The sequence below is a fragment of the Pseudomonas sp. CJQ_9 genome (assembly GCF_043106615.1).
In the GTDB taxonomy this organism is placed as follows: Bacteria; Pseudomonadota; Gammaproteobacteria; order Pseudomonadales; family Pseudomonadaceae; genus Aquipseudomonas; species Aquipseudomonas juntendi.
This window is the reverse complement of the sequence record NZ_JBICMS010000013.1, coordinates 22,906-49,746: the sequence shown is the minus strand read 5'-3', so window position 1 is coordinate 49,746 and position 26,841 is coordinate 22,906. Positions and strand designations below refer to the sequence as shown.

The following is a 26,841-nucleotide window of genomic DNA, read 5'->3' as shown; positions in this document are numbered from 1 at the left end:
GCGACACCTTCGCAGACATCTGCGCGACGTTACGCTGTAGCGATGCGACAAACTGCCCCACCAGCGCCTACAGTCCCCGGCGACCCTGTTGGCCGTCATAATGCCGCTATGCTAGCTTGGCGCACGCCAGGAAGGCCGCCAACAGCTGGGAACGCACCCGTACACATGAGGACCGCACATGGCTCAGGCCACGCCCGCGCTGGAAATCCGCAATCTGCACAAACGCTACGGCGAGCAGGAAATTCTCAAGGGTATTTCGCTGACCGCTCGCGACGGTGACGTGATCTCCATCCTGGGGTCGTCAGGCTCCGGCAAGTCCACCCTGCTGCGCTGCATCAACCTGCTCGAAAACCCGCACCAGGGCGAAATCCTGGTCGCTGGCGAAAGCCTCAAGCTCAAGGCCGCCAAAAACGGCGACCTGATCGCCGCCGACAATCGCCAGATCAACCGCCTGCGCAGCGAAATCGGCTTTGTCTTCCAGAATTTCAACCTGTGGCCGCACATGTCGATCCTCGACAACATCATCGAGGCGCCACGCCGTGTACTCGGCCAAAGCAAGGCCGAGGCTGTAGAAGCCGCCGAAGCGCTGCTGAACAAGGTCGGCATCTACGACAAACGCCACAGCTACCCTGCCCAGCTTTCCGGTGGCCAGCAACAGCGCGCCGCCATTGCCCGTACCCTGGCCATGAAGCCCAAGGTCATCCTGTTCGACGAGCCAACCTCGGCGCTCGATCCGGAAATGGTCCAGGAAGTGCTTAACGTTATCCGCGCACTGGCCGAAGAAGGCCGTACCATGCTGCTGGTGACGCACGAGATGAGCTTCGCCCGCCATGTGTCCAGTGAAGTCGTCTTCCTGCACCAGGGCCTGGTAGAAGAGCAGGGATCGCCGCAACAGGTCTTCGAAAACCCGACCTCGGCGCGTTGCAAGCAATTCATGTCCAGCCACCGCTAACGGAGCAATACATGCACACCTACAAGAAGTTTCTCCTGGCAGCTGCTGCCACGCTGGTGATGTCGGCGAACGCCATGGCCGCAGAAAAACTGCGCATGGGTATCGAAGCCGCCTACCCACCGTTCAACAACAAGGATGCCAGCGGTAATGTGGTCGGCTTCGACAAGGACATCGGCGACGCCCTGTGCGCCAAGATGAAGGTCGAGTGCTCGGTCGTGACCTCCGACTGGGACGGCATCATTCCGGCCCTCAACGCCAAGAAGTTCGACTTCCTGGTGTCGTCGTTGTCGATTACCGACGAGCGCAAGCAGGCTGTCGATTTCACCGACCCGTACTACTCCAACAAGCTGCAGTTCATCGCACCGAAGAACGTCGACTTCAAGACCGACAAGGCCTCGCTCAAGGGCAAGGTCATCGGCACCCAGCGCGCCACCCTGGCCGGCACCTACCTTGAAGACAACTACCCGGGCGTAGACGTCAAACTCTACGACACCCAGGAAAACGCCTACCTGGACCTGGTGTCCGGCCGCATCGACGGCATCCTGGCCGACAAGTACGTGCAGTACGAGTGGCTGAAAAGCAAAGACGGCTCCAACTTCGAATTCAAGGGCGAGCCGGTGATGGACAGCGACAAGATCGGCATTGCCGTGCGCAAGGGTGACACCCAGCTGCGCGACAACCTGAACAAGGCCCTGGCAGAAATCAAGGCCGACGGCACGTACAAGAAGATCAACGACAAGTACTTCCCGTTCAGCATCGAATGATCCGCCCTGACTGCGCGCCCCCTGGGGCGCGCAAGTCCCTAGAATGACCTGCCCATGAATATCGACCTGCACGGATTCGGTCCGGCCATGATGGCCGGCACCCTGATGACCGTAAAACTGGCGCTATGCGCCTTGCTGCTGGGCCTGGTTTTGGGCCTGCTTGGCGCCCTGGCCAAGACCTCTTCGATCAAGCCGCTGCAATGGCTTGGCGGTTTCTACTCGACCCTGGTGCGCGGCGTGCCCGAGCTGCTGTGGGTACTGCTTATCTATTTCGGCACCGTCGGGCTGATGAACACCCTCGGCGAAGCCCTGAACATGCCCGGCCTTGAGCTCAGCGCTTTTGCTGCGGGGGTGATTGCCCTGGGTCTGTGCTTCGGCGCCTACGCCACCGAAGTGTTCCGCGGGGCGATCCTGGCGATCCCCAAGGGCCACCGTGAAGCCGGCCTGGCGCTGGGCCTGTCCAAGGGCCGCATCCTGTCGCGGATCATTCTGCCGCAAATGTGGCGCATCGCCCTGCCCGGCCTGGGCAACCTGTTCATGATCCTGATGAAAGACACCGCACTGGTGTCGGTGATCGGCCTGGAAGAAATCATGCGCCACGCGCAAATCGGCGTGACCGTGACCAAGGCACCGTTCACCTTCTACATGGTCGCGGCCTGCATCTACCTGAGCTTGACGGTAATCGCCATGACCGGCATGTACTTCCTGGAAAAACGCGCCGCTCGCGGCTTTGCGAGGGCCGAATAATGAACTGGGAAGTCATCTTCAAATGGCTGCCACGCCTGGCTGAAGGCGCCGTGCTGACGTTGGAGCTGGTGGCCATTGCGGTGGTTGCCGGGTTGATCCTGGCCATCCCGCTGGGCATCGCCCGTTCCTCGCGCCACTGGTATGTGCGCGCAGTGCCGTTCAGCTATATCTTCTTCTTCCGTGGCACGCCGCTGCTGGTACAGCTGTTCCTGGTGTACTACGGCCTGGCGCAGTTCGATGCCGTGCGTTCCAGCGCGCTGTGGCCGTACCTGCGCGATCCGTTCTGGTGCACGGTGCTGACCATGACCCTGCACACGGCGGCCTATATTGCCGAGATCCTGCGTGGCGCCCTGCAATCGATACCCAAGGGCGAGATCGAGGCGGCACGGGCGCTGGGCATGTCGCGGGGCAAAACGCTGTTCTACATCATGCTGCCGCGCGCCGCGCGCATCGGCCTGCCGGCGTATAGCAACGAAGTGATCCTGATGCTCAAGGCCAGTGCCCTGGCCAGTACCGTGACCCTGCTGGAACTGACCGGCATGGCCCGCACCATCATCGCGCGCACCTACCTGCCAGTGGAGATATTCTTCGCGGCCGGGGTGTTCTACCTGGCGATCTCGTTCTTGCTGGTGCAGGGCTTCAAGCTGCTGGAGCGCTGGCTGCGCGTGGATGCCAGCCAGGGCCGTTGATCGCTCACTGACTGCTTCGCGGGCACGCCCGCTCCCACAAGGTATAGCGCCATATTCAAGGCTGGCGCTGTACTTGTGGGAGCGGGCGTGCCCGCGAAGAGGCCCTTAAAACCTACACACATCTACCCATGGCCAACTACCTCCACAGCGACCAGCTAAGCACCCGCTTCCAGGCCCTCGACCAGTTCCTGATCGAGCACCAACAGCTGTGGAAACCGCGCCCCTTCACCACCCTGCAACTGGACTGGGAAACCTCACACCCCGAGCTGGCCGCCCACCTGCGCAAATCGTCCCTGGCAGATGCAGAACATCCCGACGCTGCCGATGTGTTGCCGGCCCCGTTCCCTCAACTGGCCCGGCAAGCAGAAAAGCTATCCGCCGTGGGCAACCTCCCAGCAACCGACCTGCCCCCCGCCGCCCACCGCTTGGACGTAGCAGTCCCCGGCCGCAAGTGGCAGCAGATCGAAGCCTTCGCCAGCCACCTGGCCTTCCGCAACCAGCCCCGCCACTGGCTGGACTGGTGCTCGGGCAAAGGCCACCTCGGCCGCCGCCTGCTGCAACCCGGCCAGCAACTGACCTGCCTGGAATACGATGCCGAGCTGGTCGCCGCTGGCCAAGCCCTGAGTGCGCATCATCACCTGCCAGCCGTGCACGTACACCAGGACGTGATGGCCGGCGACAGCGCCCGCCACCTTGATGGTGCACGAAGCGTGGTTGCCCTGCACGCCTGTGGCGACCTGCATGTACGCCTGTTGCAGCTGGCCAGCCAGCAAGGTTGCCGGCAACTGGCCGTGGCGCCGTGCTGCTACAACCGGATCGCGCAGCAGCAGTACCAGGCGTTATCCACAGCCGCACAAGCCTCCCGTCTGCAACTGTCGCTGGACGACCTTGGCCTGCCCCTGAGCGAAACCGTGACCGCTGGCGCCCGCGTACGGCGCCAGCGCGACGCCTCCATGGCCCGCCGCCTCGGTTTCGACTTGCTGCAACGCCAGCAACGGCAACATGACCAATACCTGCCCACACCTTCCCTGCCAGTGGCCTGGCTGGAGAAGCCCTTCGAGCACTACTGCCGTGACCTGGCGCAGCTCAAAAACCTGCCGCTAAGCGGCAACCCTGATTGGCCAGCGCTGGAAGCCGCAGGCTGGCAACGCCTCGCCGAGGTACGCAACCTGGAGCGGGTGCGTAACCTGTTCCGCCGGCCGTTAGAGCTGTGGCTGGTGCTCGATCGCGCCCTCTTCCTGAAAGAGCAGGGTTTCGAAGTGCGGCTGGGGCGTTTCTGCGACTATCCACTGACCCCACGCAACCTGCTGATCCTCGCTGAACGCGACCGTTAGCCGCAGCACAACCTGTGGATAACTCTGTGAACAAGCTTGTGATTACCTGTTGGAGCCAAGCGCTATTTCAAACGCTTGGCTTATTCCGCCGCGCACCTGCAGCCCAGCAAAAACAGGCATTTGCGCAAAGACAAGCGGTGTAGCGATGCGGCATGGCTTTCGCTAAAGCTGCGAATGCCACTTGTGCATAAACATTTCTTGTGGTTAGCACAGGGAGCGTTTGCGGGGCCCTAGTGCGCCTTGTTCTTGGCGATCTCGATATCGTTCATCAGCGCCTTGGCCATGTCGCACAGGTAATCGGCAGCACCCAGGAATTTATGGTCGTCTTCCATATCGCCCTCACGGACCAAGTGCTTGATGTAGCCCATCAGGATGGAGACATGCTCATAGGCGGCATCGACCGGGATACCGGGCTCGACGCGGAGCAGATTGAGGGAGGGGTTGCCGGCGGGGAGGAAGGTTTCTACGCCTGCGGTGGTGATGGGGTCAGTAATTTCTTTCTTCATGGCAAAACCTTATTCGGGGAAAAGGGACTGCCAAAAATCTTTCTCACGGATTTCAGGTGGCAGCCGTACGCGGGGTGAGAAACCGGTCGAATAAGGAAGCCCGGCCAGACCGAAGTCTGCCCACGTACGGCCGCCATAAAGGGGTAGCGCATTATTCGAAGCAGGGTTCTCACACCCGGTCGCCTGAGCGACCCGGAAACGTTATCCGTGAGCCATTTCCCCGACAACAGCGATACTTCGGCGGCGCGCGTAGGATACGTCTGAAGCCTACAGATCCTGAAGCCTTCAGGTCTCAGGTTCAGAATTTTCGTACCTGCAGGCTAATCGATAAGTGTAGGAGCGGGTTCACCCGCGAAGAGGCCCTGCCAGGCAATTCCATGCTAAATCCACCCACATCGGTGTATCATCCGCGCCCCAAATCATTAAAAAGTGAATCGCGCGCTGCCCTGCGGCCCTGCGATCTTCTGGCATTGCGCCAGATTCGACATTGGACCCACCCATGCCGCTAACCAAGCCCCTCGCCCTGCTCAGCTTCGCCCTGGCCCTGACCGCCTGCTCCCAACACCCAGCGTCCCACCCCAACGACAACCTGGGCTGGAACCACCCCGGCATGCAGCTGGGCGGTGACAACGGCCTGCCCATGCGCACCGAAAGCCCCTGCCGCAAGCGCGGCTGCGACAACGACAAGCTGTTTTTCAACCCAGGTAAAAGCGAGCCAAGCGTCACCACGCTGCACCGCGGCTGGTAAGAAATTTCTTCTTTTGGGTCGGTGACTTAGCTCTTTTGCGAACAATCGCAACGAAGTGGTTTACAGGCGCCAACCGATCGCTATAATGACGCCCCATTGCCGGTATAGCTCAGATGGTAGAGCAACTGACTTGTAATCAGTAGGTCCCGGGTTCGATTCCTGGTGCCGGCACCATACGCAGTACTCAAAAGGCTCACCGAAAGGTGGGCCTTTTTTGTTTCCAGCCCTCGCCCCTGAGCCCTGCCCAACTCGCACGATGTAGGAGCGGCTTCAGCCGCGAATGCGGTGGTGGCTGCAACGGTGAATACCCAGGAAATCTCGCCAGCAGGCCCGGCCCCTTCGCGGGTGAACCCGCTCCTACGTCGGGCGGTGTCGAGCCGCAGATATGTGCCGACCACCGACCACCGACCACCGACCACCAAAAGGTGGGCCTTTTTTGTTTACAGCCCTCGCCCCTGAGCCCTGCCCAACTCGCACGATGTAGGAGCGGCTTCAGCCGCGAATGCGGTGGTGGCTGCCACGGTGAATACCCAGGAAATCACGCCAGCAGGCCCGGCCCCTTCGCGGGTGAACCCGCTCCGTCGCGTGGACCAATGCAGGAGCCTTGCCTCGCGATGGGCTGCGCAGCATCCCCAGCAATCTCAAGTGGCGCATTCTCTGACCATCAAGAAAAGCCCCCAAACACAAACGCTTTGACTTGCCCATCGAGCCCACCTAAGATTTTATCGTAAATTTTAGATATTTCTGCTGAGGCAAGCCCATGCCGCTTCAATTCCACGAAAGCCCCTTCCACGCCACCCACGATGCAGAAACGGCCAGCAAAATGGCCTTGAAAATGGACCTTTCCATCTTCATTACCGACTGCATCAAAAAAACGGGCCTCAAACAACACGAGGCGGCCGCCAGGCTGAACGTAACCCAGTCTCGGGTATCGGAGTTGGCGAATGGCAAAATCGAGAAATTCACCCTGGACGCCATGATGGATATGCTCGACAAGCTTGGCTTTCGTACCAGCCTGACGCTTCCCACAAACGATGGCAGTTCATCTCCCCAGATCGTGATCACCCAAGCGCCGGGCAGCTAAACCCTGTACCCCATTTTGCGCAACTCGTGCTTGAGCTCCTTCATTCGCTCTTGGGCGACCTGCATCGCGTGCCGGTCGGACCTGTTGGTCGTTTTTACGAACGAATGCAGCACAACGACCATGTCCGCGAACTTGGCCACATACACGCATCGGAATGCCGGGCTGCCGTTTATGATGAGCTCGATCGCCCCCGCCCCTACTGATTCCGTCAATGACTTGAACGGCCGAACAGGGTCCTGGCCATACTGAATGCGCCGCAGGTCCTTGCCGAAATCGTCCTGAACGTCCTTGGGCAGTTCTTTGTACTCACGCTCCGCGGCTGCACTTACAAACGCAAATTTTTTCAATGGTCTATCCACGGCGAGATAGTGAGCTTGGGGGCGGCATCATTGCCAGAGGGTGGGGAACTTAGCGCAGTCGCTTGCAGTTGGTGGGAATAGAAATGTTGCGCGGTTTAAGCTTGAAATATCGTGTTGCGTCCTACCTGCTGCGACGGGTTCGATCTCTAACTCGGCAACTTGAGGTGGCCTGAATGTGGCGTTCGTAGAGGATGCCAAACTGTGAAAACGATTCTGCGAACCGGGTGAATGCGGCATACGGGGCGTTGGGTTACTACACCTAAGTGGATATCTGCGGCCACGGGTTCCGAGCCATGGCGTGCAGTGCGCTGGTCGAGTACGGGCTGTGGTCAGAGACGGCCATCGAACGGCAGATGAGCCACAAGGAACGCAACAACGTGCGGGCCGCTTATACCCACAAGGCCGAGTTTCTCGAAGAGCGCCGGATGATCATGACCTGGTGGAGCCGGTTTCTGGAGGCGAACCGCGAGGCCCATGTGACGCTACATGCTTATGCAGTACTCAAAAGGCTCACCGAAAGGTGGGCCTTTTTGTTTCCAGCCCACGCCCCAGAGCCCCGCCCAACTCGCCCGATGTAACTGGTGGATTTAGCAGGGCCCTTGTGGGAGCGGGCGCGCCCGCGAACACCGGCGCAGCCGGTGCCAGCCACCGCGTTGGATTCTTCGCGGGCGCGCCCGCTCCCACACCGGCCGCGTCGCGCTTACGAGTTGTGTTCTCTGCGCGACAGCGCAACTCGTAGGGCTGCGACGCAAGGCCGCCCCTACATATCAGAAGGCAGTGCTTACCGTCAGCGACAGGTTGCGCGGGTCGCCGTAGATGCCGCCGGCATAGAACCCGTACTGGGTGTAGTAGTGCTTGTCGAACAGGTTGTTGGCGTTGAGGGTAACGCTGGTGGCATCGGTTACCTGGTACTTGGCCATGGCGTTCCAGATGGCATAACCCGACCAGTTCACATCGGTTGCACCGCTGCTCACGCCGTTGACCGGCTGGCCTGCGGGGCTGGAAATAGCGCGGATGTTGCTCTGGGCTGTTACACCGGCACCTACGGTCAGGCGGTCGAGCGGGCCGCTCAGGCGATAGGTGGTGGAGGCTTTGAACAGGTGCGACGGGTCGCTGCGGCCGTCGCTGTCGACACGGCGGAAGTGCAGGTAGGTGTAGCCGGCGTATACGTTCCATTCAGGCGTCAACGCGCCTGCCACTTCCAGGTCGATACCGTCGGTTTCCACACCTGAGCCGGCCTTGTAGGCGCTGGCACCGGTCGGGGTGGTCAGGTCGCCATCGAGCACGGCTTTGTTTTCCTGCTTGGTGCGGAAGTAGGCTGCCGAGGCGTTCAGGCGGCCGTCGAACCATTCACCCTTGATACCCGTTTCATAGCTTTGCCCACGAATCGGCTCGACTTTACTGCCGCTCACGGTTTCCGATGTTTGCGGGGTGAAGATGTCGGTGTAGCTGGCGTACAGCGAGTAGGTGTCGTTGAGGTCGTACACCGCGCCCAGGTATGGGGTGACGATGCCGTTCTCTTCCTGGCTGCTGCGCTCGCCGGCCACGCTACGGGTCACCGACGCGTAGTTGCTGGTGCGCACGCCGACAATCACCGACAAAGGGTCGGTAATGCTCAGGCGGGTAGCGGCGTACATGCCTTGCAAGCGCGTGGTGGTCTTGCTGTGCAGGCCGGTGCGCGAGGCGATGAGGTCGTAGTCGTCGTCCACGCCGTTGTGCCAATCGCTCACCGGGAAGCCGTTGTTGGCGCGGAACTGGCAACCCAGCGCCGGTGCACTGGCCATGCCGTCGCCCACCATGGTGCAGGTGTACTGCGGGGACCAACCCACGGTGCGGCTGTCGTTATAGCCCACCATGGCCTGGTGGGTGCGGCCGAACAGCTGGAATGGGCCAGACAGGTCGATCTGCGCCGACTGCTGGGTGGTGTCGGTGGAGCTGTGCAGGCCGTTCAGTACGGCGCCGCTGCCATCCTGGTCCCAGTAGCCGCCATAGGTGCCGCGCCCTGCCGAGTTGACCTTGGCCAGGCCGCGGTGGTTGAGGGCTTCGGTGGTGGCCTGGGATGCCTTCAGGTCCAGCGTCCAGTCATTGTCGAAGCGGTGCTGCAGCGAGCCGAAAGCGGTGCGCGTGGTGTACTCGCCAAAGCTCCAACTGGGCACCACGTTGGTGCTGCGTGGCAGGTCGGTCTTGCTGCCGTCGCGGTACCACAGCGGAATGTTCGCGCCCCAGCCGCCACCCACCACCTTGTTGTACTCGTACTGGTAGCCGGCACCGAGGGTGGTGGCGTCGTCCAGGTCGAACTCGAAATTGGCCAGCGCCGCGCGGGAGCGGTCGGACTGGTTGTCGCGGAACGAATTGGCGTCCTGCTGGGTCATCACGAAACGCGAGCGCAGGCGCCCGTCCTCGGAGAGCGGCAGGTTGAGGTCGGCACCCAGGCGGCGTTTGTCCCAGCTGCCGTAGGTGGCGTAGGCGCTACCGCCAAAGGTCTTGGTCGGCGCCTTGCGGATCAGGTTGACGGTGGCCGATGGGTCACCGGTGCCGCCAAGCAGGCCGTTGGCACCGCGCACGATGTCGATGCGCTCGTACAGGTCCATGTTCAGGGCATTGCCGCTGCCGCTGAAGTCAGAACCGCCCTGGGTCTGCAGGCCATCGACCTTCCAGTTGCTGATCGAATAGCCACGGGCGCGGTAGTCGGTACGCCCGCCCACTTCGGACTTGTTGGCTGTTACCCCTGGTGTGGTTTCCAGCGCCTGTTCGATGGTGTGGATGCCGCGGTCTTCCATCTGCTGGCGGGTGATGGTGGTGACTGACTGCGGGGTCTGCCGTGGCGTCAGGTTCAGGCCGGTGGAGCTGCGGGTGCTCTCGACGGTGTAACCCAGCTGGCCTGCAGCGTCGGTGGGCAGCAGCGCGCTGTCTTCGATTTGCGTGGCGTCCAGCTCCAGGGGTTGGCTGTCGGCGGCCATGGCACCACCGCTGATAGCCACGGCAATGCAGAACGCCAGTGGCTTGAGGCGGTTGCCGCTTGCAAGGGTGGGGGGGAGCGCGTTCGAAATGCTGTAGGGATTCATTTGGGAAGGCTTCGTATTTGCAGATGATTTTTTGTTAGGATTCTAGGGATCGGCCCTCCCGGCGCCAGACCCGACATGTACGGGGATGTAATTGAATGTAATGAGCGCCCCTGGGCCTCACCCGACAGGTGTTTTCCGCATGAGCACGACCCTGCTGGTCGTCGACGATGACGACGAGATCCGCGAACTTCTTTGTGATTACCTGGCCGACGCCGGTTACAACGTGCTGGAGGCGGCCGACGGCGAGCAGATGCGCGCGCAAATGGCCAGGCACACCGTGGATCTGGTGGTACTCGACTTGATGCTGCCCGGTGAAGACGGACTCAGCCTTTGTCGCCAATTGCAGGCCACGCCCGGGCTGGCGGTGATCATGTTGTCGGCCAAAGGCAGCACGCTGGACCGCATCATCGGCCTGGAAGTGGGTGCCGACGATTACCTGGCCAAGCCGTTCGAGCCACGCGAGCTGATTGCCCGGATCAAGGCGGTGCTGCGCCGCCCGCAACGCCTGGAAACCCAGGCGCAAGACACTGCAGGGGGCGATGCACAACTGTTCGCCGGCTTCCGCCTGGAGCACGTCAAGCGCCTGCTCACGCGCCCCGATGGCCAGACCCTGCCCCTGCCACGCTCCGACTACCGGGTGCTGCGCGAGCTGCTGGAGGCCAACAACCGCGTGGTTTCCCGCGACCAACTGACGCGCAGCGCATTCGGCCGCGACCACCTGCCTGATGACCGCTCGGTGGACATGTGCGTGAGCCGCCTGCGCCAGCACCTGCGGCGCGCACCGGACGGGGCCGCGCAAATCCTCACCATCCGCAACGAAGGCTACTTGCTGACCATCGGCCAGCACCAGGCCGATGCCTGAGGTGCGCTGGCTTCGCCGGCTGTGGCCGCGCACCCTGTTCGGCCAGCTATTGCTGATCATGGTCAGCGGCACGCTGGTGGTGCAGCTGATGTCGAGCAGCATCTGGTTCGATGTGCGCTTCGCCCAGGTGTTCGAAGCCCCCGTGCGGCTGATCGCCGCGCGCAGTGCGCCCCTGATCTCCCGCGCCGACTGCCACGATGCCGCGCTGCCAGTGCCGGCTCATTACCAGTTGCGCTGTGCCGAGCACCTGCCCGAACAAACGCATGACCAGCGCCGGGAGCGCCGGCGGGTCGAATTGCTGCTGCGCCAAGCCCTCAAGTACGAGCTGGGGCATGCTCAGGCGGTACGCCTGATGAATGTGCAACTGACCGACGCGTCGGGCCAACCGATAGTCTGGCGCAGCCTGTTCGGTTTGCGTACCGCCCAGGCCCATATGCAGTTTGCGGTGCCATTGGCCGATGGCCACTGGCTTATCATCGAGGGCCAGGAGCTGCAGGGCTGGAGCGGCGAATCGGCCTGGGTACTGATAAGCGATTACCTGTTGCGGGTGTATGCACTGCGCATTGTCGCGGTGCTGCTGGTCTGCCTGATCGCCGTGCGCCTGTGCCTGCGCCCGTTGCAGCGCCTGGCCGATGCTGCCCGCGGCCTGGGCACCAATCTTGAGCAGCCGCCACTGGGGCTGGATGGCCCGCAGGAAGTACGCCAGGCTGCCCAGGCGTTCAACGCCATGCAGCAGCGCCTGATTGCCATGGTCAACGACAAGGCCTACTTCCTCGCCGCTGTGTCACATGACCTGCGCACCCCCTTGACCCGCATGCGCCTGCGCCTGGAACGCTTGCCGGACGATGAACACCACCAGCGTCTGCGGCAGAACATCAGGCAGATGGACGACATGATCGGCCAGGTGCTCGACTACCTGCGAGCCGGGGAGCAGCAGAACTTGCAGCAGGTGGACCTGGACCGACTGGTAGCACGGCTGTGCGCCGACCTGGCGACCGACAAAGAGCCATTGCCGGTGCATGGCCAGGCAGGCGGCGTGCGTGTGGATGCGTTGCTGCTGCAGCGTTGCCTGCAGAACCTGCTGGTCAATGCACTGCGTTATGCCAAGGAGGTTTCAGTCACGCTGGAACGGGCGAACAGCGGGGTGCTGATCCATATCGACGACCGTGGCCCGGGGATTGCGCCGGGGCTGCTGGCGACCATTACCGACCCGTTCGTACGCGGCGAAGGGTCGCGCAACCAGTCCTCCGGGGGATACGGGTTGGGGTTGAGCATTGCGCAACGCATCGCTGGCAGCCATGGCGGTGAGCTGCTGCTGATGAACCGCGAAGGGGGTGGATTGCGGGTTAGCGTGTTGCTACCGGGGTGAGCCGTGTCGCTAGGGGCGGCGTGGCAGCTCGATTTTTGGGGGTGTGGCGCAGATCGCCGGGGCCGCGGTGCGGCCCTTTCGCGACACAAGGCCGTTCCCACAAGGTGCCCGGTTCGGGGCATTCCTGTAGGAGCGGCCTTGCGTCGCGATGGGCTGCAAAGCAGCCCCAGAACACTCAGCTCACCATCAGAAGATGCTGATCGGGTACTCGACGAATACGCGTACTTCGTTGCCATCGTCGTTGTAGCCGTTCTGCTGTACGGCGTTGTTGGTACGCACGAACGAGCTACGCAGCTTGATGGACAGGTCTTTGGCCGGGCCGTCCTGCACCACGTAACGGACCTGGTTGAAGATTTCGCGTTCCTTGCCTTCGCCGAAGCCCTGCGGGTTGGCGTTGTTGCGGGTGTTGATGTTGTCACCCACTACGTAGGCCAGCTTGTAGGTCAGGCCAGGGATGCCGTAGGCACCGAAGTCCAGGCCGTAGCCCAGCTGCCAGGAACGCTCGTCCTCGGCGTTGAAGTCGGACCAGTACGAGTTGGCCAGGTAGATGGTCGAACCACCGTCACCCACGCCGCCCTGGTTCTGGTACCAGCCGTAGTTGTAGCCGGTGCTGCCAGTGCTGCGCTGGTGGGCGAGGGTGAACGAGTGCGCACCATACGCGTAGGTGGCCGCCAGGCTCCAAATGGTGTTGGAGTCGCCGTTCAGGCCGGCGGCCTTGACGTACTTGTTGTTGATGTCCGACTTGTAGCCGTTGAAGTCCAGGGTCAGGGACTGGTCGCTGGCAATCGGGAAGACGTAGTTCAAGCCCAGGTAGTGCTTGCGCATTACGTCTTCGTTGTCTGCGGTGTACAGCGAGCCGGTGAAGTTGTCGCTGAACTTGTAGCTACCACCCAGCACGTTGATCGACTTCAGGCCACCACCATCACGACGCTCGGCGCTTTTGCGCGCTTCCTGGGTGAAGCGGCCGGCGTTCAGCTCCAGGCCCTTGATTTCCTTGGAGGTGATCAGGGTGCCGGTGAAGCTTTCTGGCAGCAGACGTGCGTCGTCGTACTGCAGCACTGGCAGTGCTGGCATCTGGTCACCGTACTTGAGCACGGTATTGGAAATGCGGAACTTCACGGCTGCGCCACCACGCGCCAGGTTGTGCGGCGAGCTGGCGTTGCCGTCGGCGTTGGTGGTTTCGTGCGGCTTGAAGAAGTCGACACCCGCGCCACCGTTATGGCCTTTGCCGCCATCGAGGCGCAGGGCATACAGGCCGAATGCGTCGACGCCGACACCGACAGTGCCTTGGGTGAAACCGGAGGAGAAGTTGCCGATGACTGCTTGGCCCCATTCGATCTGGTCGTCGGTGCCGTGCTTCTTGTCACGGTTGATGTAAGCGTTGCGCAGAAGGACGTTGGCGTGGCTGTCCTCGATGAAGCCCTTGCTCTCGGCCTGATCATTGGCCTGTGCCTGGGTCGCGGCGATCATCGCCAGGGCGACCAGGCTGATCCTGGTTTTCAACATGTTGTTTTCCTTATCGCTTAATCAAAAACGCTCTGCAATACAACGCCAGGAACCAACGCCCCTACGTAGGTTCGACGCTATGCGGATCCAGACTTGAAGGCCGGCCGGTAACTGCACGGGCGGCCTCTGGCAGCAGCATGGCCAACGGAGGTGGCCAGCAGGCGTTGGGCCGAATCCTAGCCGCGTGCGATTACAAATGTCAAAAAGTCGTGAAATGCAGGTTGATATAACCAAGATCATCCCGTGATACGAGGCATTTCAATGCATGTCGGCGCTATAGGCGGGGATTTTATCTTTTTGTCAGAAACGGCATCTTGACTGCCCCGACAATTTACCGGGTGCGTGTGGGGAGGGGCGCGTGGCAGGTGCCAGCCTCTTCGCGGCTATCGCCGCCAAGAGGTCGGCACAGCTGTAATCGATTAGTGCCACACCGCCATCAGCGCTTGCATTTCAGCGTCGCTGATCAAACCTTGCGGGTAGCGTCCGGCAAGCAGACGTCGTGGGTCGGTCGTCCTGACCCTGATGCTTCCATGGTGTTTCAACCACGCCGCGACCCGCTTGAGCGATGGGTGACCAACTGCCGATGGGCGCAAAGCCGACTCACTTGCTGCGTTCATGTCTACACGTACTCCCTAACCCGTGAGCGGCTAATCTACGTAGGTATTGTTACAGCTCGGATAACCTGGCAGAGCCAAGCTATCTCCTTGAAAAACAATACAAAACCTATGCCAAAAACAAGCAGCTGGGCGTCGCCCGAAAAAAAGGCCCGTCAGCAGACGAGCCTCTTTGTCACCGGGCTGGCAATCAGCGCGTGACGGGTGCCGGCTGCTGCTGGGTCAGGCAGTGGATGTTGCCACCGCCCAACAGCAGCTCGCGCCCAGGAATCATCACCACTTCGTGGTCGGGGAATATCCGCGCAAGGATCGCTCTGGCTTCGGCATCTGCCGGGTCATCGAAGCTTGGCGCAATGATGCCGCCGTTGACGATCAGGAAGTTCACGTAGGAACCGGCCAGGCGCACCGAAGGGTCACGCTCCTGGCTGCCGGCCACGTGGTCGACACCGGCACATTCTTCAGCCGTGGCGTACAGCGGGCCTGGAATGGGCATTTTGTGCACGATGAATGCTCGGCCCTTGGCGTCACGGGTGTTCTGCAACACTTCCATGGCGGCATGGCAACGGGCGTAATTGGGGTCGTTGGAATCATCGGTCCAGGCCAGTAACACTTCGCCCGGGCGCACGTAACAGCAGAAGTTGTCGACGTGGCCGTCGGTTTCATCGTTGTACAGGCCATCGGGCAACCACACCACGGTATCCACCGCCAGGTGGTCGCGCAGCACCGCTTCGATTTGCTCGCGGGTCAGGTGCGGGTTGCGGTTGCGGTTGAGCAGGCATTCCTCGGTGGTGATCAGCGTGCCTTCACCGTCCACGTGGATCGAGCCGCCCTCGAGCACGAAGCCTTCGGTGTGGTAGCGCTGGCAGCGCTCCATTTCCAGCACCTTGGCCGCCAGCTCCTCGTCGCGGTTCCATGGCGCATACAGGCCACCATCGAAGCCGCCCCAGGCGTTGAAGCCCCAGTCCACACCGCGCACTTCGCCTTGGTCGTTGATGACGAAGGTCGGGCCGGTGTCACGCACCCAGGCGTCGTCGTTGCTGATTTCGACCACCCGAATGTTCGGCTGGTCGAGCTGGCGACGCGCGTTCTCGTACTGCCCTGCGGAAACCGCAACGGTAACCGGCTCAAAACGGGCAATGGCCTTGGCCAAGGCTACATGCGCTGCTTGCGCCGGTTTGCCACCCAGGCGCCAGTTGTCCGAACGCTCCGGCCAAACCATCCATACCTGGGTTTGCGGAGCCCACTCGGCGGGCATGTGGAAACCATCGGCACGTGGCGTGGAGTTGAGGGTTTTCATGGTTGACCTCTGTGATGGCCCTGGGCCGGATTGCGGTAAGACGTTGATCTATTTATAACCGATACATATCGATATTCAAAGCCTGATACGCCGGATTTTCAGACAAGCTGTTATCTCAATATCGATAGAAATCGAATTTAATGCGGGTTAACCCGTTAGCATCCATCGCTTGACCGCCTACCCTGGCCATATCGTACGCATCCTGTCACTGCTGAATGCGGAAATTTCCAGCAAGGGCGACTAGGGTCAATAGTTAACGAACGGCAAGCGAACCGCCATGAACATCATCCCGACTGCAATCCCCGATGTACTGATCATCGAGCCCACGGTTTACGGTGACAGCCGTGGCTTTTTCTTCGAAGCGTTCAACGCCCGCGAGTTCGCAAGGCAGACCGGGGTGAATGTCGAATTCGTCCAGGATAACCACTCGCGCTCGGTCAAGGGCGTGCTCCGCGGGCTGCATTTTCAGGTTGAGAATACCCAAGGCAAGCTGGTGCGCGTGGTTCAGGGCGAAATCCGCGATGTCGCCGTGGATGTGCGCAAAAGCTCGCCAACCTTCGGCCAGTGGGTCGCGGTGAATCTGTCGGCAGCCAACTACCGCCAGTTATGGATACCGGCAGGCTTCGCCCATGGCTTTGCGGTGCTGAGCGAGTCGGCCGAGTTCCTGTACAAGACCACCGATTACTACAACCCCGGCGCCGATCGCTGCATCCGCTGGGACGATCCGCACCTGGCCATCGACTGGGGGCTGCAGCAACTACCGCTGCTATCAGACAAGGACAAGCTTGGCCTGGCATGGGCAGAGGCGGAACTGCTGCCGTAACTAGCGCATAATTGCGCCAGACCTTTCTGGCGCATTTACGTGATGATTGCTAAACCCACGCCCCCACGCCGTCCCCGCTGGCGCAGCCTGGCCTTGCTGGCCCTGTGCCTGGCGCCGTTACTGTGGCCCCTGCACCACCTGGCCGAACGTTACTACCAGCAGGAACTGGCCTCGCAGAACCGCCAGACCCTGGACCTGTACGTAGCCAACCTGCTCGGCACCCTGCACCGCTATGAAACCTTGCCGCAGATCCTCGGCGACCTGCCGGCACTGCGCAGCGTACTGGCCGACCCATTCCGCCTGGAGGCGGTGACCAACGCCAACCGCCTGCTCAAGGGCATCGTGCAGCAGACCGGCGCCGAGGTGATGTACCTGATGGATGTCAGCGGCAACACCCTGGCAGCGTCCAACTGGGACAAGCACGACAGCTTCGTGGGCCGCAACTTCGCCTTCCGACCGTACTTCAACGAAGCCATGGCGGGCCACCTGGGCCGCTTCTTCGGCCAGGGCACAACGTCGGCCAAACGCGGCTACTTCTTCGCCGCCGCCGTACGTGATCGCGAGCGCATCGTGGGCGTGCTGGTGGTCAAGGTCGACCTCGACCACACCGAAACCCTGTGGGGCCGCACACCAGAGCAGCTGTTGCTGACCGATCACAATGGCGTGGTCATCCTCACTTCGCGGCCCGATTGGCGCTTCCGTGCCACCCGCGCACTGAGCGATGCCGAGCGTCAGGCCATCATCGCCATCCAGCCCTACCCCACCCAGGCTCCGCAACCGCTGGTGCTCGGCCCGGATGCCTGGATCACCCAGACCCGCGACATCAAGGAAACCGGCTGGCAGGTCAGCATCCTTGCCCCGCGCATGCTGGTAGACCGTTCGGTGCAAACGGTGATGGCCATTGGCGCCGGCACCCTGCTGGTGGCAATGCTGCTGGCCGGGCTGGTGATGCAACGGCGCCGCCACTACATTGACCGCATCGACTTCGAAGCCCGCGCCCGTCAGGAGCTGGAAAAGCGCGTAGCCGAACGCACCGCCGACCTCGAGGGCCTCAATACCCGCCTCAAGCGCGCCGTACTGGAGCGCGAAAACGCCCAGCAAGAGGCGGTGCGCGCCCAGGACGAGCTGGTGCAGGCCGGCAAGCTCTCGGTGCTTGGCACCATGTCGGCCAGTATCAGCCACGAACTCAACCAACCGCTGGCGGCCATTCGCAGCTACGCGGAAAACGCCGAGATCCTGCTCGACCACCAACGCACCGAGGACGCCCGCGGCAACCTCAAGCTGATTGGCGAGCTCACCGGGCGTATGGCGTCGATCATCGCCCACTTGCGGGCCTTCGCCCGCCGTGATCGGCATGCGCCGGAAAGCGTCGCCCTGCAGCCAGCCCTGGACGATGCCCTGGCGCTGCTGGCCAAGCGCCGCCGGGCAATGGCCGTGGAGCTGATTCGCGACCTGCCGGAAGCCACCTTGTGGGTACAGGCCGGTGAAACCCGCCTGCGCCAGGTGCTGGGCAACCTGTTGGCCAATGCCCTGGATGCCCTGACCGAAAAAGCCAACCCGCGCCGCCTGTGGCTAAGTGCCGAACAGCGTGATGACTGCGTCTACCTGTACATCCGCGACAATGGCCCCGGCTTCAGCCGCCAGGCCCTGGAGCATGCCAAGGAGCCGTTCTTCACCACCAAGACCCGCACCCAGGGCCTGGGCCTGGGGTTGGCCATCTGCGAAAGCCTGATGCGCGCCCTGGGGGGTGAACTGCTGCTGGCCAACCACCCGGAAGGTGGTGCTCTGCTGACCCTGCAGCTACGCAAGGCTGCGCCTGGCGCGACCTTGCCCAATTCGGAGGACCCCTCGGCATGACCCCCGAGACACAGATCGACAGCCAAGCCCAGGTCATCCTGGTCGACGATGACCCGCACCTGCGCCAGGCCCTGAGCCAGACCTTGGACCTGGCCGGGCTGAAAGTGGTCGCGCTGGGCGATGCCCAAGGTCTGGCTGAGCGTATCGAGACCGACTGGCCCGGCGTGGTGGTCAGCGACATCCGCATGCCCGGCATCGATGGCCTGCAGTTGCTGGAGCAACTGCACGGCCGCGACAGCGAACTGCCCGTGCTGTTGATTACCGGCCATGGGGATGTGCCCCTGGCGGTACAGGCAATGCGCGCCGGTGCCTATGACTTTCTGGAAAAGCCTTTCGCCAGCGACGCCCTGCTCGACAGCGTACGCCGTGCCTTGGCCCTGCGCCGCCTGGTGCTGGACAACCGCAGCCTGCGCCTGGCGCTGAGCGACCGCCAGCAACTGGCCACGCGCCTGGTCGGCCATTCGCCGGCCATGCAGCGCCTGCGCGAGCAGATCGGCGCCTTGGCCGGAACCCGCGCCGATGTGCTGATCCTGGGTGAAACCGGTGCCGGCAAGGAGGTGGTCGCCCGTGCGCTGCATGACCTTTCCAGCCGCCGTGATGGGCCGTTCGTGGCGATCAACGCCGGGGCACTGGCCGAGTCGGTGGTCGAAAGCGAACTGTTCGGCCATGAACCCGGAGCGTTCACCGGGGCGCAAAAACGGCGCATCGGCAAATTCGAGTTCGCCAACGGCGGTACGCTGTTCCTCGACGAAATCGAGAGTATGAGCCTGGACGTGCAGGTCAAGCTGCTGCGCATGTTGCAGGAGCGGGTGGTGGAGCGCCTGGGCGGCAACCAGTTGATCCCGCTGGATATCCGCATTATCGCCGCCACCAAGGAAGACCTGCGCCAGGCCGCCGACCAAGGCCGCTTCCGGGCCGACCTGTACTACCGGCTAAACGTAGCGCCACTGCGTATTCCGCCGCTGCGGGACCGCGGCGACGACATCCTGGTGCTGTTCCAGCATTTTGCCGACGCCGCCAGCCAGCGCCACAGCCTGGCGCCACACGCCTTGCTGCCGGCGCAGCGGGCGATGCTGCTGCGCCACACCTGGCCAGGTAACGTGCGTGAATTGCAGAACGCCGCCGAGCGTTTCGCCCTTGGCCTTGAGCTGGCGCTGGATGGTCAGCTGCCAGCGACTGCGGCTGCGGCGCCTTCGGTGTTGAGTGGCAACCTGAGCGAACAGGTCGAGCAGTTCGAGCGTTCGCTGATCGCCGCCGAGCTGGCCCAGCCCCACAGCTCCATGCGCAGCCTGGCAGAGGCGCTGGGCATCCCGCGCAAAACCTTGCACGACAAGCTGCGCAAGCATGGCTTGAGCTTCGAGGGCGGTAGTGGCGGGCACGACGACCATGAGGACAACCGTTGATGAGCACCGATAGCCAGTACCTGCAGTCCGTACTGCATGGCGACATCCCGCTGACCCGCGAAATGGGCCTGGAGGTCATTGATTGGCAACACCACACCCTACGCCTGCAATTGCCGCTGGCGGCCAACGTCAACCACAAGAGCACCATGTTCGGCGGCAGCCTGTACTGTGCAGCAGTGCTTGTGGGCTGGGGCTGGTTGCACCTGCGGCTGCGCGAACTGGGGATAGATGACGGGCATATCGTCATCCAGGAAGGGCAAATCAGCTACCCGCTGCCGGTTACCGGGGCGGCAATAGCCCGTTGCCCGGCGCCGGAAGGGAAAGCCTGGGAACGCTTCCTCACCCTGTACCAGCGTCGTGGGCGGGCGCGCTTGACGCTGGAAACCACGGTAAGCAATGCCGGGAGTGATGAGCCGGCCGTCACCTTCAGCGGCCAGTACGTGCTGCACCGCTGAGAACGAAGGCTGTCGCGCCCCCTGTAGGAGCGGCCTTGTGTCGCGATGGGCTGCAAAGCAGCCCCGGCAATTTATGCACCATCCCCAAACCTTGGGGGCTGCGTTGCAGCCCATCGCAACACAAGGCCGGCCAGGCCCGCTAGATCAGCTCAAGAAAGGCCTGGCGCCACGCTGCCTTGGCCGGCAACGCCAGGAAATACGGGTTGAGCAAAGACTCGCGCGCCGGGTAACGGAACGGCAAACCGTCCAGCCCGATCACTTCACCACCCGCCCCTTCCACCACACCCTGGGCCGCCGCCGTATCCCACTGCGAAGTCGGCGCCAGGCGTGGATAACAATCGGCGCTGCCCTCGGCCAAAAGGCAGAACTTCAACGAGCTACCGATGTTGGCCAACTCCAGTTCACCCACTGCCGCACCCAGGCCCGCCAACAATGCTTCCTGTTCGGGGCTGGAGTGCCGGCGGCTGGCAACTACGGTAAACCGCTCACCCGCCGGCGGGGCGTTGCGCACCTGGATCGGCCGGGCCGCCTCACCCGCTTCTGCCCGCCAGGCCCCCAATTCGCGGCCCCCAAAGTAGCAGCGGCCATTGGTGGGCATCGATACCACGCCAAACACCACCTCGCCGTTTTCGATCAAGGCGATATTGACTGTGAACTCCTCGCTGCCGGCAATGAATTCCTTGGTGCCATCCAGCGGGTCCACCAGCCACCAGCGGCTCCAGCCCTGGCGCTCGGCCAGCGCAATGTTGCAGTCCTCTTCGGACAACACCGGAATCTGCGGCGCCAGCGCCAGCAGGCCATCGGCAATCACCCGGTGTGCTGCCAGGTCTGCGGCAGTCACCGGCGAATCATCGGCCTTGTTGGTCACTGCCACATCCGCACGCCAGAACGGCAGGATCGCCTCGCCCGCAGTCAAGGCCAACTTGACCACTTCAACCATCAGCTGCTCGTCGTTCATAGCGCCAGCAGCCCCCGCTGGATCAGCAGGTCGCGCGCCAGGTACAGCGCCGCCAGGGCGCGGCCTTCGGTGAACTGCGGATGCATGGCCAAGGCCGACAGCTCGCGCAGGTTGACCTTGTCGACCCGCATCGGCTCCGGCTCATCGCCTTCCAGGCGCTCTTCGTACAGGTCGGTGGCCAGCACCACCTGGATTTTCTGGCTCATGTAGCCCGGCGAAAGCGACAGCTCGGTCAGGTGCTCGAGCAAGTGCGCGCCAAGCCCGGCCTCTTCCTTGAGCTCGCGGTTGGCGGCTGCCAGCACATCTTCGCCGGGCTCGATCAGGCCCTTGGGCAGCGACAGCTCGTACTCATCGGTGCCACCGCAATACTCTTCCACCAGCACGGCGTGCTCGGCGTCGAGCATGGCCACGATCATCACCGCGCCATAGCCGTTACCCCGGCCGACCAAGCGCTCATAGGTGCGCTCGGCACCATTGCTGAAGCGCAATTGCACAGCCTCTACGCGGAACAGGCGGCTGCTGGCGACGATTTCGCGGCTGAGGACGGTGGGTTTCTGGCGCATGGGGCGGCTCCTTGGCGTGAACGGGTTACTATACCGTGGCTTGCCGACTGATCGAGAGTTTCCCATGCCTGTTCTTCCCTGGTCTGCCATCGATACCGTCCTGCTGGATATGGACGGTACCCTGCTCGACCTGCATTACGACAACCGCTTCTGGCTGGACCACCTGCCCCAGCGCTATGCAGAACTGCATGGGGTGAGCCGGGCCATGGCAGAAATGGAACTGCAACCGCTGTTCGAGCGCAATGCCGGCACGCTGAACTGGTACTGCCTAGACTTCTGGAGCCGGGAGCTGCGCCTGCCGATCCGGGAGCTGAAGCGGGAAATTGCCGACCTGATCGCGTTGCGCCCGGATGCCGACACGTTCCTGGCGGCGATTCGCGGTGCAGGCAAGCGCGTGGTGATGATCACCAATGCCCACCGTGATTCGCTGTCGCTGAAGCTCGAACGGGTGGAGCTGGCACCCTACTTCGAGCGGCTGATCAGCTCGCATGACTATGGTTACCCGAAGGAAAGCCCACAGTTCTGGGACGCCTTGCAGGCGGACATCGGTTTTGAGCCGGGGCGTAGCCTGTTCATCGATGACACCCTGGCGATACTGCGCAGCGCACGGCACTTTGGTGTGGCGCACCTGCTGGCTGTGCGCCAGCCGGATAGCCAGGCGCAGCCACGCGATACCGAAGAGTTTGCTGCGGTCGAGGATTACCGGCAGCTGTTGATTGGCTTGTAAGGGCCCTGGCACCGGCTACGCCGGTGTTCGCGGGCACGCCCGCTCCCACAGGTGACCACCGGCCTCTGGCCTTGCAGCAACCTCGTGGGAGCCGGCTTGCCGGCGATAGAGCCGATAAAGCCTGCAAAAATCACTCAGGAATACGCAGCGCCTGCCCAGGGTAGATCTTGTCCGGGTGCGAAAGCATCGGCTTGTTGGCCTCGAATATCTTGTTGTACTGGTTGGCATTGCCGTACACCGCCAAGGAAATGGCCGACAGCGTGTCACCCTTCTTCACCGTGACGAACCGGGCCGCCATCACCACCGGCCCAGTCACAGTGATCTGATCGTCTACGCTGGCCACACCATTGATATTGCCTGCCGCCAGAATGATCTTCTCCTTCTCTTCCTGGCTGGCCACCTCGCCCTTGAGAATGATCTTGTCACCTTCTACAGTAGCGCTGATATTCGGGTTGCCCAGGCCAACCTTGGCAACGTGTTCCTTGAGCTGCTCCTCAGCGTTGGCATTGCCTGGGGTCAGCAGGTCGATCAACTTCTCGCCGGCTTCTTTCACGAAACTGATCAGGCTCATTGCGTTCTCCTTGTGACATAAACCTCGGAGACGAAAGTCTAGGCCAGGATTTCCCTACCTGCCGCCTGCGACCAATCGACGCGCTCTATCAAGGCATAGACCTTAGCGATTAGACGCCACAGGCCCACGCGCCTAGGCTTGTGCTATACCCAGCCGCCGAATGAACAGCCCGCCCCGATGAACAGCAAACCTCCGGTCTGCACGGCCTCATCGCCCTTGTCCCTGCCGGCCGCCAGCAACACCTACGCATACGTCCAGCTCAGCGACGGTAAAGGTGACAGCACGCCGCTGGCCGAAGAGGTTGCGTTGGCCATCGTCTACAACGGCCTCAACCAGGCAGTGATGCTGGTCAGCCCGACCGACCTGGAAGATTTCGCCGTCGGTTTCAGCGTGGGCAGCGGCATCGTCGAAGGCACCTCGGAAATCTACGACCTGAAGCTCTCGGGCAGTGGCTCGGCCCTGTATGCAGACCTGGAAATATCCAGCCGAGCCTTCTGGAACCTGAAAAACCAGCGCCGGCAGCTGGCCGGCACCAGCGGCTGCGGCCTGTGCGGGGTCGAGGCGCTGGAGCAGGCGTTGCCCGAACTGGCCGTGCTGCCCGGTGCGCCGCTGCCACCGGCAGCATGGCTGGTGGGCCTGCGCGAGCGCATCGATGCGTTTCAGCCGCTGGGCCAGCACTGCGGGGCGGTGCATGCCGCGCTGTTCATGGACCGCCACGGCGAACTGCTGCTGGGCCGTGAAGACATTGGCCGGCACAACGCCCTCGACAAGCTGATCGGCGCGCTGCTGCGCCAGGGCATCGACAGCCAGGGCGGCCTTGCGATCGTCACCAGCCGCTGCAGCCTGGAATTGATACAGAAGGTGCTGCGCGCCGGCATCCAGACCTTGGTCAGCCTGTCCGCCCCCACCGGGCTTGCCCTGCAATGGGCGCGCAAGCACAACCTCAACCTCATTCATCTACCCAAGCACAGCGCACCGCGGGTCTATAGCCCCGCGGCGGAGTCGTAACAGTCGTGACCTCGTACCAACACCTACCGGACAATGCCCCAGCCTCAACCCCTCGCTACAAGCCCTACCACGGCCCTGCCGGTGGCTGGGGCGCGCTGCGCAGCGTGGCCAAGGCCTGGGTTGGCAGCGATAACGCGCTGAAGAACCTTCGCGCCCTGCTCAAGACCAACCAGAACGGCGGTTTCGACTGCCCAGGCTGCGCCTGGGGCGATTCGCCAGAAAGCGGCATGGTCAAGTTCTGCGAGAACGGCGCCAAGGCCGTGAACTGGGAGGCCACCAAGCGGCGTGTCGATGCTGCTTTCTTCGCCCGTTACAGCGTCACCGCCCTGCTGCAGCAAAGCGACTACTGGCTGGAGTACCAGGGCCGCCTGACCGAGCCGATGGTCTACGACGCGACCAGCGACCGCTATCAGCCGATCAGCTGGAACGCCGCTTTTGCCCTGGTTGCCCGCGAGCTGAACAAGTTGGCCACCCCTGACCAGGCCGAGTTCTATACCTCGGGGCGGGCCAGCAACGAAGCAGCCTATCTGTACCAGCTGTTCGTGCGCGCCTTCGGTACCAACAACTTTCCCGACTGCTCGAACATGTGCCACGAGGCCAGCGGCGTGGCGTTGGGGCAAAGCATCGGGGTGGGTAAAGGCACGGTCACGTTTGACGACTTCGAACATGCCGACGCGATTTTTGTCTGGGGCCAGAACCCCGGCACCAACCACCCGCGCATGCTCGACCCGCTGCGCGACGCGGTGAAACGTGGCGCTCAGGTAGTTTGCATCAACCCGCTCAAGGAGCGGGGCCTGGAGCGCTTCCAGCACCCGCAGAACCCGCTGGAAATGCTGACCAACAGCGACCGCCCAACCAACACGGCATTCTTCCGCCCGGCGCTGGGTGGCGACATGGCGCTGCTGCGTGGCATGGCCAAGTTCGCCCTGCAGTGGGAGCGTGAAGCCCAGGCCAAGGGTGAACCGGCGGTGTTCGACCATGCCTTCATCGCCGAGCACGGCCATGGCGTGGACGATTACCTGGCCGTGGTAGATGCCACGCCATGGGACCACATCCAGGCGCAATCCGGCCTGCCCATGGCCGACATCGAACTGGCGGCGCGCATGTACTGCCGCGCCAAGCGGGTCATCATGTGCTGGGCGATGGGTATCACCCAACACCGCCACTCGGTGCCGACCATTCAGGAAATCGTCAACCTGCAGATGCTGCGCGGCAATATCGGCGCACCAGGCGCAGGCCTGTGCCCGGTACGTGGCCACAGCAACGTGCAGGGCGACCGCACCATGGGCATCAACGAGCGCCCACCCATGGCGCTGCTCGATGCCATGGAAAAGCGCTTCGGCTTCCCCGTGCCACGGCACAACGGCCACAACACGGTCGAAGCGATTCACGCCATGCTCGACGGCCGGGCCAAGGTGTTCATCGGCCTGGGCGGCAATTTCGCCCAGGCCACACCGGACACCGAGCGCACTGCGCAGGCGCTGCGCAACTGCGAGCTGACCGTGCACATCAGCACCAAGCTCAACCGCAGCCACCTGGTTCATGGCAAGCAAGCGCTGATTTTGCCGTGCCTGGGCCGTACCGACATTGACCTGCAGGCCGACGGGCCGCAAGCGGTAACGGTCGAAGACTCGTTCAGCATGGTGCACGCATCCAATGGCCAGCTCAAACCACTGTCTTCGCAGATGCGCTCGGAGCCCGCGGTCATTGCTGGCATCGCCGCCGCGACGCTGGGCAATAAACCCGTGGACTGGCACTGGCTGGTCGCCGACTATGCGCGCATCCGCGACCTGATCGCCGACACCATCACAGGCTTCAGCGGCTTCAATGAACGCCTGCAGCACCCAGGTGGCTTCTACCTGGGCAATAACGCCGCCAGCCGCACATGGAAGACCAACACCGGCCGCGCCAACTTCAAGGCCAACCTGCTGCCCGATACGCTGCTTGACGAGCGTGTGCGTGCCAGCGGCCAGGTGCCGGACCTGATCATGCAGTCGATGCGCTCGCACGATCAGTACAACACCACCATCTACGGCCTGGACGACCGCTACCGTGGCGTGCGCGGCCAGCGTGAAGTGCTGTTCGCCAACGAAGCCGACATCATCCGCCTGGGCTTCCAGCCAGGGCAGAAGGTCGACATCCTGTCGTTGTGGGGGGATGAACACGTACGCCGGGTGCGCGGCTTTACCCTGCTGGCGTTCGATATTCCGGCCGGGCAGGCGGCGGCGTATTACCCGGAGGTGAACCCGCTGGTGCCGCTGGAGAGCATTGGCGATGGCAGCCATACGCCAACCTCGAAGTTCATCGCCATCAAGCTGGAGCGGGCGCAAGACGACGGGCGTATCCTGTAATAGAGGTGCCAGCCTTGTTCGCGGCTAAAACCGTTCCCACAGGCTGGAGCAAAACCCTGTCGGAGCGGCTTCAGCCCCGAACAGGCCAGAGGCTCCAAAAACGAAAAAAGCCCTGTTCCGCAAGGTTCAGGGCTTTTGCCATAAAGATCTCAGACAGCCGAAAGCGGTTTAAGTTTCACAACAAATACAGTGACTTAGAGAATTGTGTACAACTCGTGTTACTCGTCGG

The 26,841-nt window shown here is 62.6% G+C and carries 25 protein-coding genes, 1 tRNA gene and 1 pseudogene; 18 read left to right on the top strand and 9 right to left on the bottom strand.

Annotated features, from left to right (window positions below; all coding sequences use genetic code 11):
- The first annotated feature begins 178 nt into the window (after window positions 1-178).
- The 5 genes from ACF8SD_RS02330 (at window position 179) to ACF8SD_RS02310 (ending at window position 4,486) form a co-directional block, all read left to right on the top strand.
- Complete coding sequence (locus ACF8SD_RS02330) at window positions 179-952, top strand: ABC transporter ATP-binding protein (protein ID WP_009682872.1); 774 nt, start codon at window positions 179-181, stop codon at window positions 950-952.
- An 11-nt stretch (window positions 953-963) separates the two neighbouring features.
- Window positions 964-1,716: an ABC transporter substrate-binding protein gene (locus ACF8SD_RS02325; RefSeq protein ID WP_009682871.1), complete on the top strand. Its 753-nt coding sequence runs from the start codon at window positions 964-966 to the stop codon at window positions 1,714-1,716.
- A 54-nt stretch (window positions 1,717-1,770) separates the two neighbouring features.
- The gene (locus tag ACF8SD_RS02320; RefSeq protein ID WP_009682870.1) at window positions 1,771-2,463 is read left to right on the top strand and encodes an ABC transporter permease; all 693 of its coding nucleotides are present in this window, start codon (window positions 1,771-1,773) and stop codon (window positions 2,461-2,463) included.
- Complete coding sequence (locus ACF8SD_RS02315) at window positions 2,463-3,152, top strand: ABC transporter permease (protein WP_009682869.1); 690 nt, start codon at window positions 2,463-2,465, stop codon at window positions 3,150-3,152. Before ACF8SD_RS02320 ends, ACF8SD_RS02315 begins: the two co-directional genes overlap by 1 nt.
- Before the next feature lie 128 nt (window positions 3,153-3,280).
- Window positions 3,281-4,486, top strand: coding sequence for a methyltransferase (locus ACF8SD_RS02310; RefSeq protein ID WP_392484437.1), 1,206 nt, complete (start codon window positions 3,281-3,283; stop codon window positions 4,484-4,486).
- A 230-nt stretch (window positions 4,487-4,716) separates the two neighbouring features.
- Here the strand turns inward: ACF8SD_RS02310 and ACF8SD_RS02305 are convergent, their stop codons facing one another.
- Window positions 4,717-4,992, bottom strand: coding sequence for a DUF3077 domain-containing protein (locus ACF8SD_RS02305; RefSeq protein WP_029885296.1), 276 nt, complete (start codon window positions 4,990-4,992; stop codon window positions 4,717-4,719).
- Between the two features lie 499 nt (window positions 4,993-5,491).
- On the opposite strand from ACF8SD_RS02305, the gene ACF8SD_RS02300 reads away from it, so the two are divergent.
- The 3 genes from ACF8SD_RS02300 (at window position 5,492) to ACF8SD_RS02290 (ending at window position 6,824) form a co-directional block, all read left to right on the top strand.
- Entirely contained in the window at window positions 5,492-5,740 is a 249-nt protein-coding gene (locus ACF8SD_RS02300; protein WP_173887297.1) for a hypothetical protein, read from the top strand.
- Between the two features lie 98 nt (window positions 5,741-5,838).
- A tRNA-Thr gene (locus ACF8SD_RS02295) sits at window positions 5,839-5,914 on the top strand.
- A gap of 586 nt (window positions 5,915-6,500) precedes the next feature.
- Window positions 6,501-6,824 (top strand): helix-turn-helix domain-containing protein, encoded by a 324-nt coding sequence (locus ACF8SD_RS02290; RefSeq protein WP_392484436.1) that lies wholly within the window; start codon window positions 6,501-6,503, stop codon window positions 6,822-6,824.
- Here ACF8SD_RS02290 and ACF8SD_RS02285 read toward each other — a convergent pair.
- Window positions 6,821-7,171: a type II toxin-antitoxin system RelE/ParE family toxin gene (locus ACF8SD_RS02285; protein ID WP_054912525.1), complete on the bottom strand. Its 351-nt coding sequence runs from the start codon at window positions 7,169-7,171 to the stop codon at window positions 6,821-6,823. The two genes, ACF8SD_RS02290 and ACF8SD_RS02285, sit on opposite strands and share 4 nt — an antisense overlap.
- 224 nt (window positions 7,172-7,395) lie before the next feature.
- Between ACF8SD_RS02285 and ACF8SD_RS02280 the strand changes: the two are divergent.
- A pseudogene (locus tag ACF8SD_RS02280) lies at window positions 7,396-7,761 on the top strand (hypothetical protein); the annotation flags it as partial.
- A 189-nt stretch (window positions 7,762-7,950) separates the two neighbouring features.
- Here ACF8SD_RS02280 and ACF8SD_RS02275 read toward each other — a convergent pair.
- Entirely contained in the window at window positions 7,951-10,248 is a 2,298-nt protein-coding gene (locus tag ACF8SD_RS02275; protein ID WP_173887292.1) for a TonB-dependent siderophore receptor, read from the bottom strand.
- A 139-nt stretch (window positions 10,249-10,387) separates the two neighbouring features.
- Here ACF8SD_RS02275 and ACF8SD_RS02270 point away from each other — a divergent pair, with 139 nt between their 5' ends.
- Both ACF8SD_RS02270 and ACF8SD_RS02265 read left to right on the top strand, forming a co-directional pair.
- A complete protein-coding gene (locus tag ACF8SD_RS02270; RefSeq protein WP_392484435.1) occupies window positions 10,388-11,110 on the top strand; it encodes a response regulator in 723 nt (240 codons plus the stop codon).
- Window positions 11,103-12,479, top strand: coding sequence for an ATP-binding protein (locus ACF8SD_RS02265; RefSeq protein ID WP_173887288.1), 1,377 nt, complete (start codon window positions 11,103-11,105; stop codon window positions 12,477-12,479). Before ACF8SD_RS02270 ends, ACF8SD_RS02265 begins: the two co-directional genes overlap by 8 nt.
- Before the next feature lie 186 nt (window positions 12,480-12,665).
- On the opposite strand, the gene ACF8SD_RS02260 is transcribed toward ACF8SD_RS02265, so the two are convergent.
- From ACF8SD_RS02260 to aguA, 3 genes are all read right to left on the bottom strand, one after another.
- Window positions 12,666-13,985: an OprD family porin gene (locus ACF8SD_RS02260; RefSeq protein WP_029885603.1), complete on the bottom strand. Its 1,320-nt coding sequence runs from the start codon at window positions 13,983-13,985 to the stop codon at window positions 12,666-12,668.
- Between the two features lie 419 nt (window positions 13,986-14,404).
- A complete protein-coding gene (locus ACF8SD_RS02255) occupies window positions 14,405-14,602 on the bottom strand; it encodes a hypothetical protein (protein ID WP_249414315.1) in 198 nt (65 codons plus the stop codon).
- Window positions 14,603-14,789: 187 nt separating this feature from the next.
- Entirely contained in the window at window positions 14,790-15,896 is a 1,107-nt protein-coding gene (gene aguA, locus ACF8SD_RS02250; RefSeq protein WP_173887287.1) for an agmatine deiminase, read from the bottom strand.
- Between the two features lie 277 nt (window positions 15,897-16,173).
- Here aguA and rfbC point away from each other — a divergent pair, with 277 nt between their 5' ends.
- Genes rfbC through ACF8SD_RS02230 form a run of 4 tightly spaced genes read left to right on the top strand, consistent with a single transcriptional unit; the run spans window position 16,174 to window position 20,434 of the window.
- The gene (gene rfbC / locus ACF8SD_RS02245) at window positions 16,174-16,719 is read left to right on the top strand and encodes a dTDP-4-dehydrorhamnose 3,5-epimerase (protein WP_173887285.1); all 546 of its coding nucleotides are present in this window, start codon (window positions 16,174-16,176) and stop codon (window positions 16,717-16,719) included.
- Between the two features lie 42 nt (window positions 16,720-16,761).
- On the top strand, window positions 16,762-18,576 hold the full coding sequence (locus ACF8SD_RS02240) for an ATP-binding protein (protein WP_392484434.1): 1,815 nt from the start codon (window positions 16,762-16,764) through the stop codon (window positions 18,574-18,576).
- Entirely contained in the window at window positions 18,573-19,979 is a 1,407-nt protein-coding gene (locus ACF8SD_RS02235) for a sigma-54-dependent transcriptional regulator (RefSeq protein WP_392484433.1), read from the top strand. Before ACF8SD_RS02240 ends, ACF8SD_RS02235 begins: the two co-directional genes overlap by 4 nt.
- Window positions 19,979-20,434 carry a YiiD C-terminal domain-containing protein gene (locus tag ACF8SD_RS02230; protein WP_392484432.1) on the top strand — a complete coding sequence of 152 codons (456 nt, stop codon included), beginning with the start codon at window positions 19,979-19,981 and terminating at the stop codon, window positions 20,432-20,434. Before ACF8SD_RS02235 ends, ACF8SD_RS02230 begins: the two co-directional genes overlap by 1 nt.
- 139 nt (window positions 20,435-20,573) lie before the next feature.
- Here the strand turns inward: ACF8SD_RS02230 and cysQ are convergent, their stop codons facing one another.
- Together cysQ and nudE are read right to left on the bottom strand one after the other, a co-directional pair.
- Entirely contained in the window at window positions 20,574-21,392 is an 819-nt protein-coding gene (gene cysQ, locus ACF8SD_RS02225; protein WP_173887279.1) for a 3'(2'),5'-bisphosphate nucleotidase CysQ, read from the bottom strand.
- Entirely contained in the window at window positions 21,389-21,955 is a 567-nt protein-coding gene (gene nudE / locus ACF8SD_RS02220; protein WP_173887278.1) for an ADP compounds hydrolase NudE, read from the bottom strand. The genes cysQ and nudE overlap by 4 nt, the downstream gene beginning before the upstream one ends.
- Window positions 21,956-22,019: 64 nt before the next feature.
- Between nudE and yrfG the strand changes: the two genes are divergently transcribed.
- Window positions 22,020-22,682: a GMP/IMP nucleotidase gene (gene yrfG, locus ACF8SD_RS02215; protein WP_173887276.1), complete on the top strand. Its 663-nt coding sequence runs from the start codon at window positions 22,020-22,022 to the stop codon at window positions 22,680-22,682.
- A 130-nt stretch (window positions 22,683-22,812) separates the two neighbouring features.
- Here the strand turns inward: yrfG and lysM are convergent, their stop codons facing one another.
- Window positions 22,813-23,253: a peptidoglycan-binding protein LysM gene (gene lysM / locus ACF8SD_RS02210; protein ID WP_392484431.1), complete on the bottom strand. Its 441-nt coding sequence runs from the start codon at window positions 23,251-23,253 to the stop codon at window positions 22,813-22,815.
- A gap of 177 nt (window positions 23,254-23,430) precedes the next feature.
- Here lysM and fdhD point away from each other — a divergent pair, with 177 nt between their 5' ends.
- Both fdhD and ACF8SD_RS02200 read left to right on the top strand, forming a co-directional pair.
- Window positions 23,431-24,261, top strand: a complete 831-nt coding sequence (gene fdhD, locus ACF8SD_RS02205) for a formate dehydrogenase accessory sulfurtransferase FdhD (protein WP_047150096.1) — start codon at window positions 23,431-23,433, stop codon at window positions 24,259-24,261.
- A gap of 5 nt (window positions 24,262-24,266) precedes the next feature.
- Window positions 24,267-26,612, top strand: a complete 2,346-nt coding sequence (locus ACF8SD_RS02200; RefSeq protein WP_392484430.1) for an FdhF/YdeP family oxidoreductase — start codon at window positions 24,267-24,269, stop codon at window positions 26,610-26,612.
- Window positions 26,613-26,841 lie beyond the last annotated feature (229 nt).

Excerpts from the sequence above, each read along its gene's own strand:
- ACF8SD_RS02330 (WP_009682872.1), top strand. The coding sequence starts at position 179 with ATGGCTCAGGCCACGCCCGCGCTGGAAATCCGCAATCTGCACAAACGC.
- ACF8SD_RS02325 (WP_009682871.1), top strand. The coding sequence starts at position 964 with ATGCACACCTACAAGAAGTTTCTCCTGGCAGCTGCTGCCACGCTGGTG.
- ACF8SD_RS02320 (WP_009682870.1), top strand. The coding sequence starts at position 1,771 with ATGAATATCGACCTGCACGGATTCGGTCCGGCCATGATGGCCGGCACC.
- ACF8SD_RS02315 (WP_009682869.1), top strand. The coding sequence starts at position 2,463 with ATGAACTGGGAAGTCATCTTCAAATGGCTGCCACGCCTGGCTGAAGGC.
- ACF8SD_RS02310 (WP_392484437.1), top strand. The coding sequence starts at position 3,281 with ATGGCCAACTACCTCCACAGCGACCAGCTAAGCACCCGCTTCCAGGCC.
- ACF8SD_RS02305 (WP_029885296.1), bottom strand. The coding sequence starts at position 4,992 with ATGAAGAAAGAAATTACTGACCCCATCACCACCGCAGGCGTAGAAACC.
- ACF8SD_RS02300 (WP_173887297.1), top strand. The coding sequence starts at position 5,492 with ATGCCGCTAACCAAGCCCCTCGCCCTGCTCAGCTTCGCCCTGGCCCTG.
- ACF8SD_RS02290 (WP_392484436.1), top strand. The coding sequence starts at position 6,501 with ATGCCGCTTCAATTCCACGAAAGCCCCTTCCACGCCACCCACGATGCA.
- ACF8SD_RS02275 (WP_173887292.1), bottom strand. The coding sequence starts at position 10,248 with ATGAATCCCTACAGCATTTCGAACGCGCTCCCCCCCACCCTTGCAAGC.
- ACF8SD_RS02270 (WP_392484435.1), top strand. The coding sequence starts at position 10,388 with ATGAGCACGACCCTGCTGGTCGTCGACGATGACGACGAGATCCGCGAA.
- ACF8SD_RS02265 (WP_173887288.1), top strand. The coding sequence starts at position 11,103 with ATGCCTGAGGTGCGCTGGCTTCGCCGGCTGTGGCCGCGCACCCTGTTC.
- ACF8SD_RS02260 (WP_029885603.1), bottom strand. The coding sequence starts at position 13,985 with ATGTTGAAAACCAGGATCAGCCTGGTCGCCCTGGCGATGATCGCCGCG.
- ACF8SD_RS02255 (WP_249414315.1), bottom strand. The coding sequence starts at position 14,602 with ATGAACGCAGCAAGTGAGTCGGCTTTGCGCCCATCGGCAGTTGGTCAC.
- aguA (WP_173887287.1), bottom strand. The coding sequence starts at position 15,896 with ATGAAAACCCTCAACTCCACGCCACGTGCCGATGGTTTCCACATGCCC.
- rfbC (WP_173887285.1), top strand. The coding sequence starts at position 16,174 with ATGAACATCATCCCGACTGCAATCCCCGATGTACTGATCATCGAGCCC.
- ACF8SD_RS02240 (WP_392484434.1), top strand. The coding sequence starts at position 16,762 with ATGATTGCTAAACCCACGCCCCCACGCCGTCCCCGCTGGCGCAGCCTG.
- ACF8SD_RS02235 (WP_392484433.1), top strand. The coding sequence starts at position 18,573 with ATGACCCCCGAGACACAGATCGACAGCCAAGCCCAGGTCATCCTGGTC.
- ACF8SD_RS02230 (WP_392484432.1), top strand. The coding sequence starts at position 19,979 with ATGAGCACCGATAGCCAGTACCTGCAGTCCGTACTGCATGGCGACATC.
- cysQ (WP_173887279.1), bottom strand. The coding sequence starts at position 21,392 with ATGAACGACGAGCAGCTGATGGTTGAAGTGGTCAAGTTGGCCTTGACT.
- nudE (WP_173887278.1), bottom strand. The coding sequence starts at position 21,955 with ATGCGCCAGAAACCCACCGTCCTCAGCCGCGAAATCGTCGCCAGCAGC.
- yrfG (WP_173887276.1), top strand. The coding sequence starts at position 22,020 with ATGCCTGTTCTTCCCTGGTCTGCCATCGATACCGTCCTGCTGGATATG.
- lysM (WP_392484431.1), bottom strand. The coding sequence starts at position 23,253 with ATGAGCCTGATCAGTTTCGTGAAAGAAGCCGGCGAGAAGTTGATCGAC.
- fdhD (WP_047150096.1), top strand. The coding sequence starts at position 23,431 with ATGAACAGCAAACCTCCGGTCTGCACGGCCTCATCGCCCTTGTCCCTG.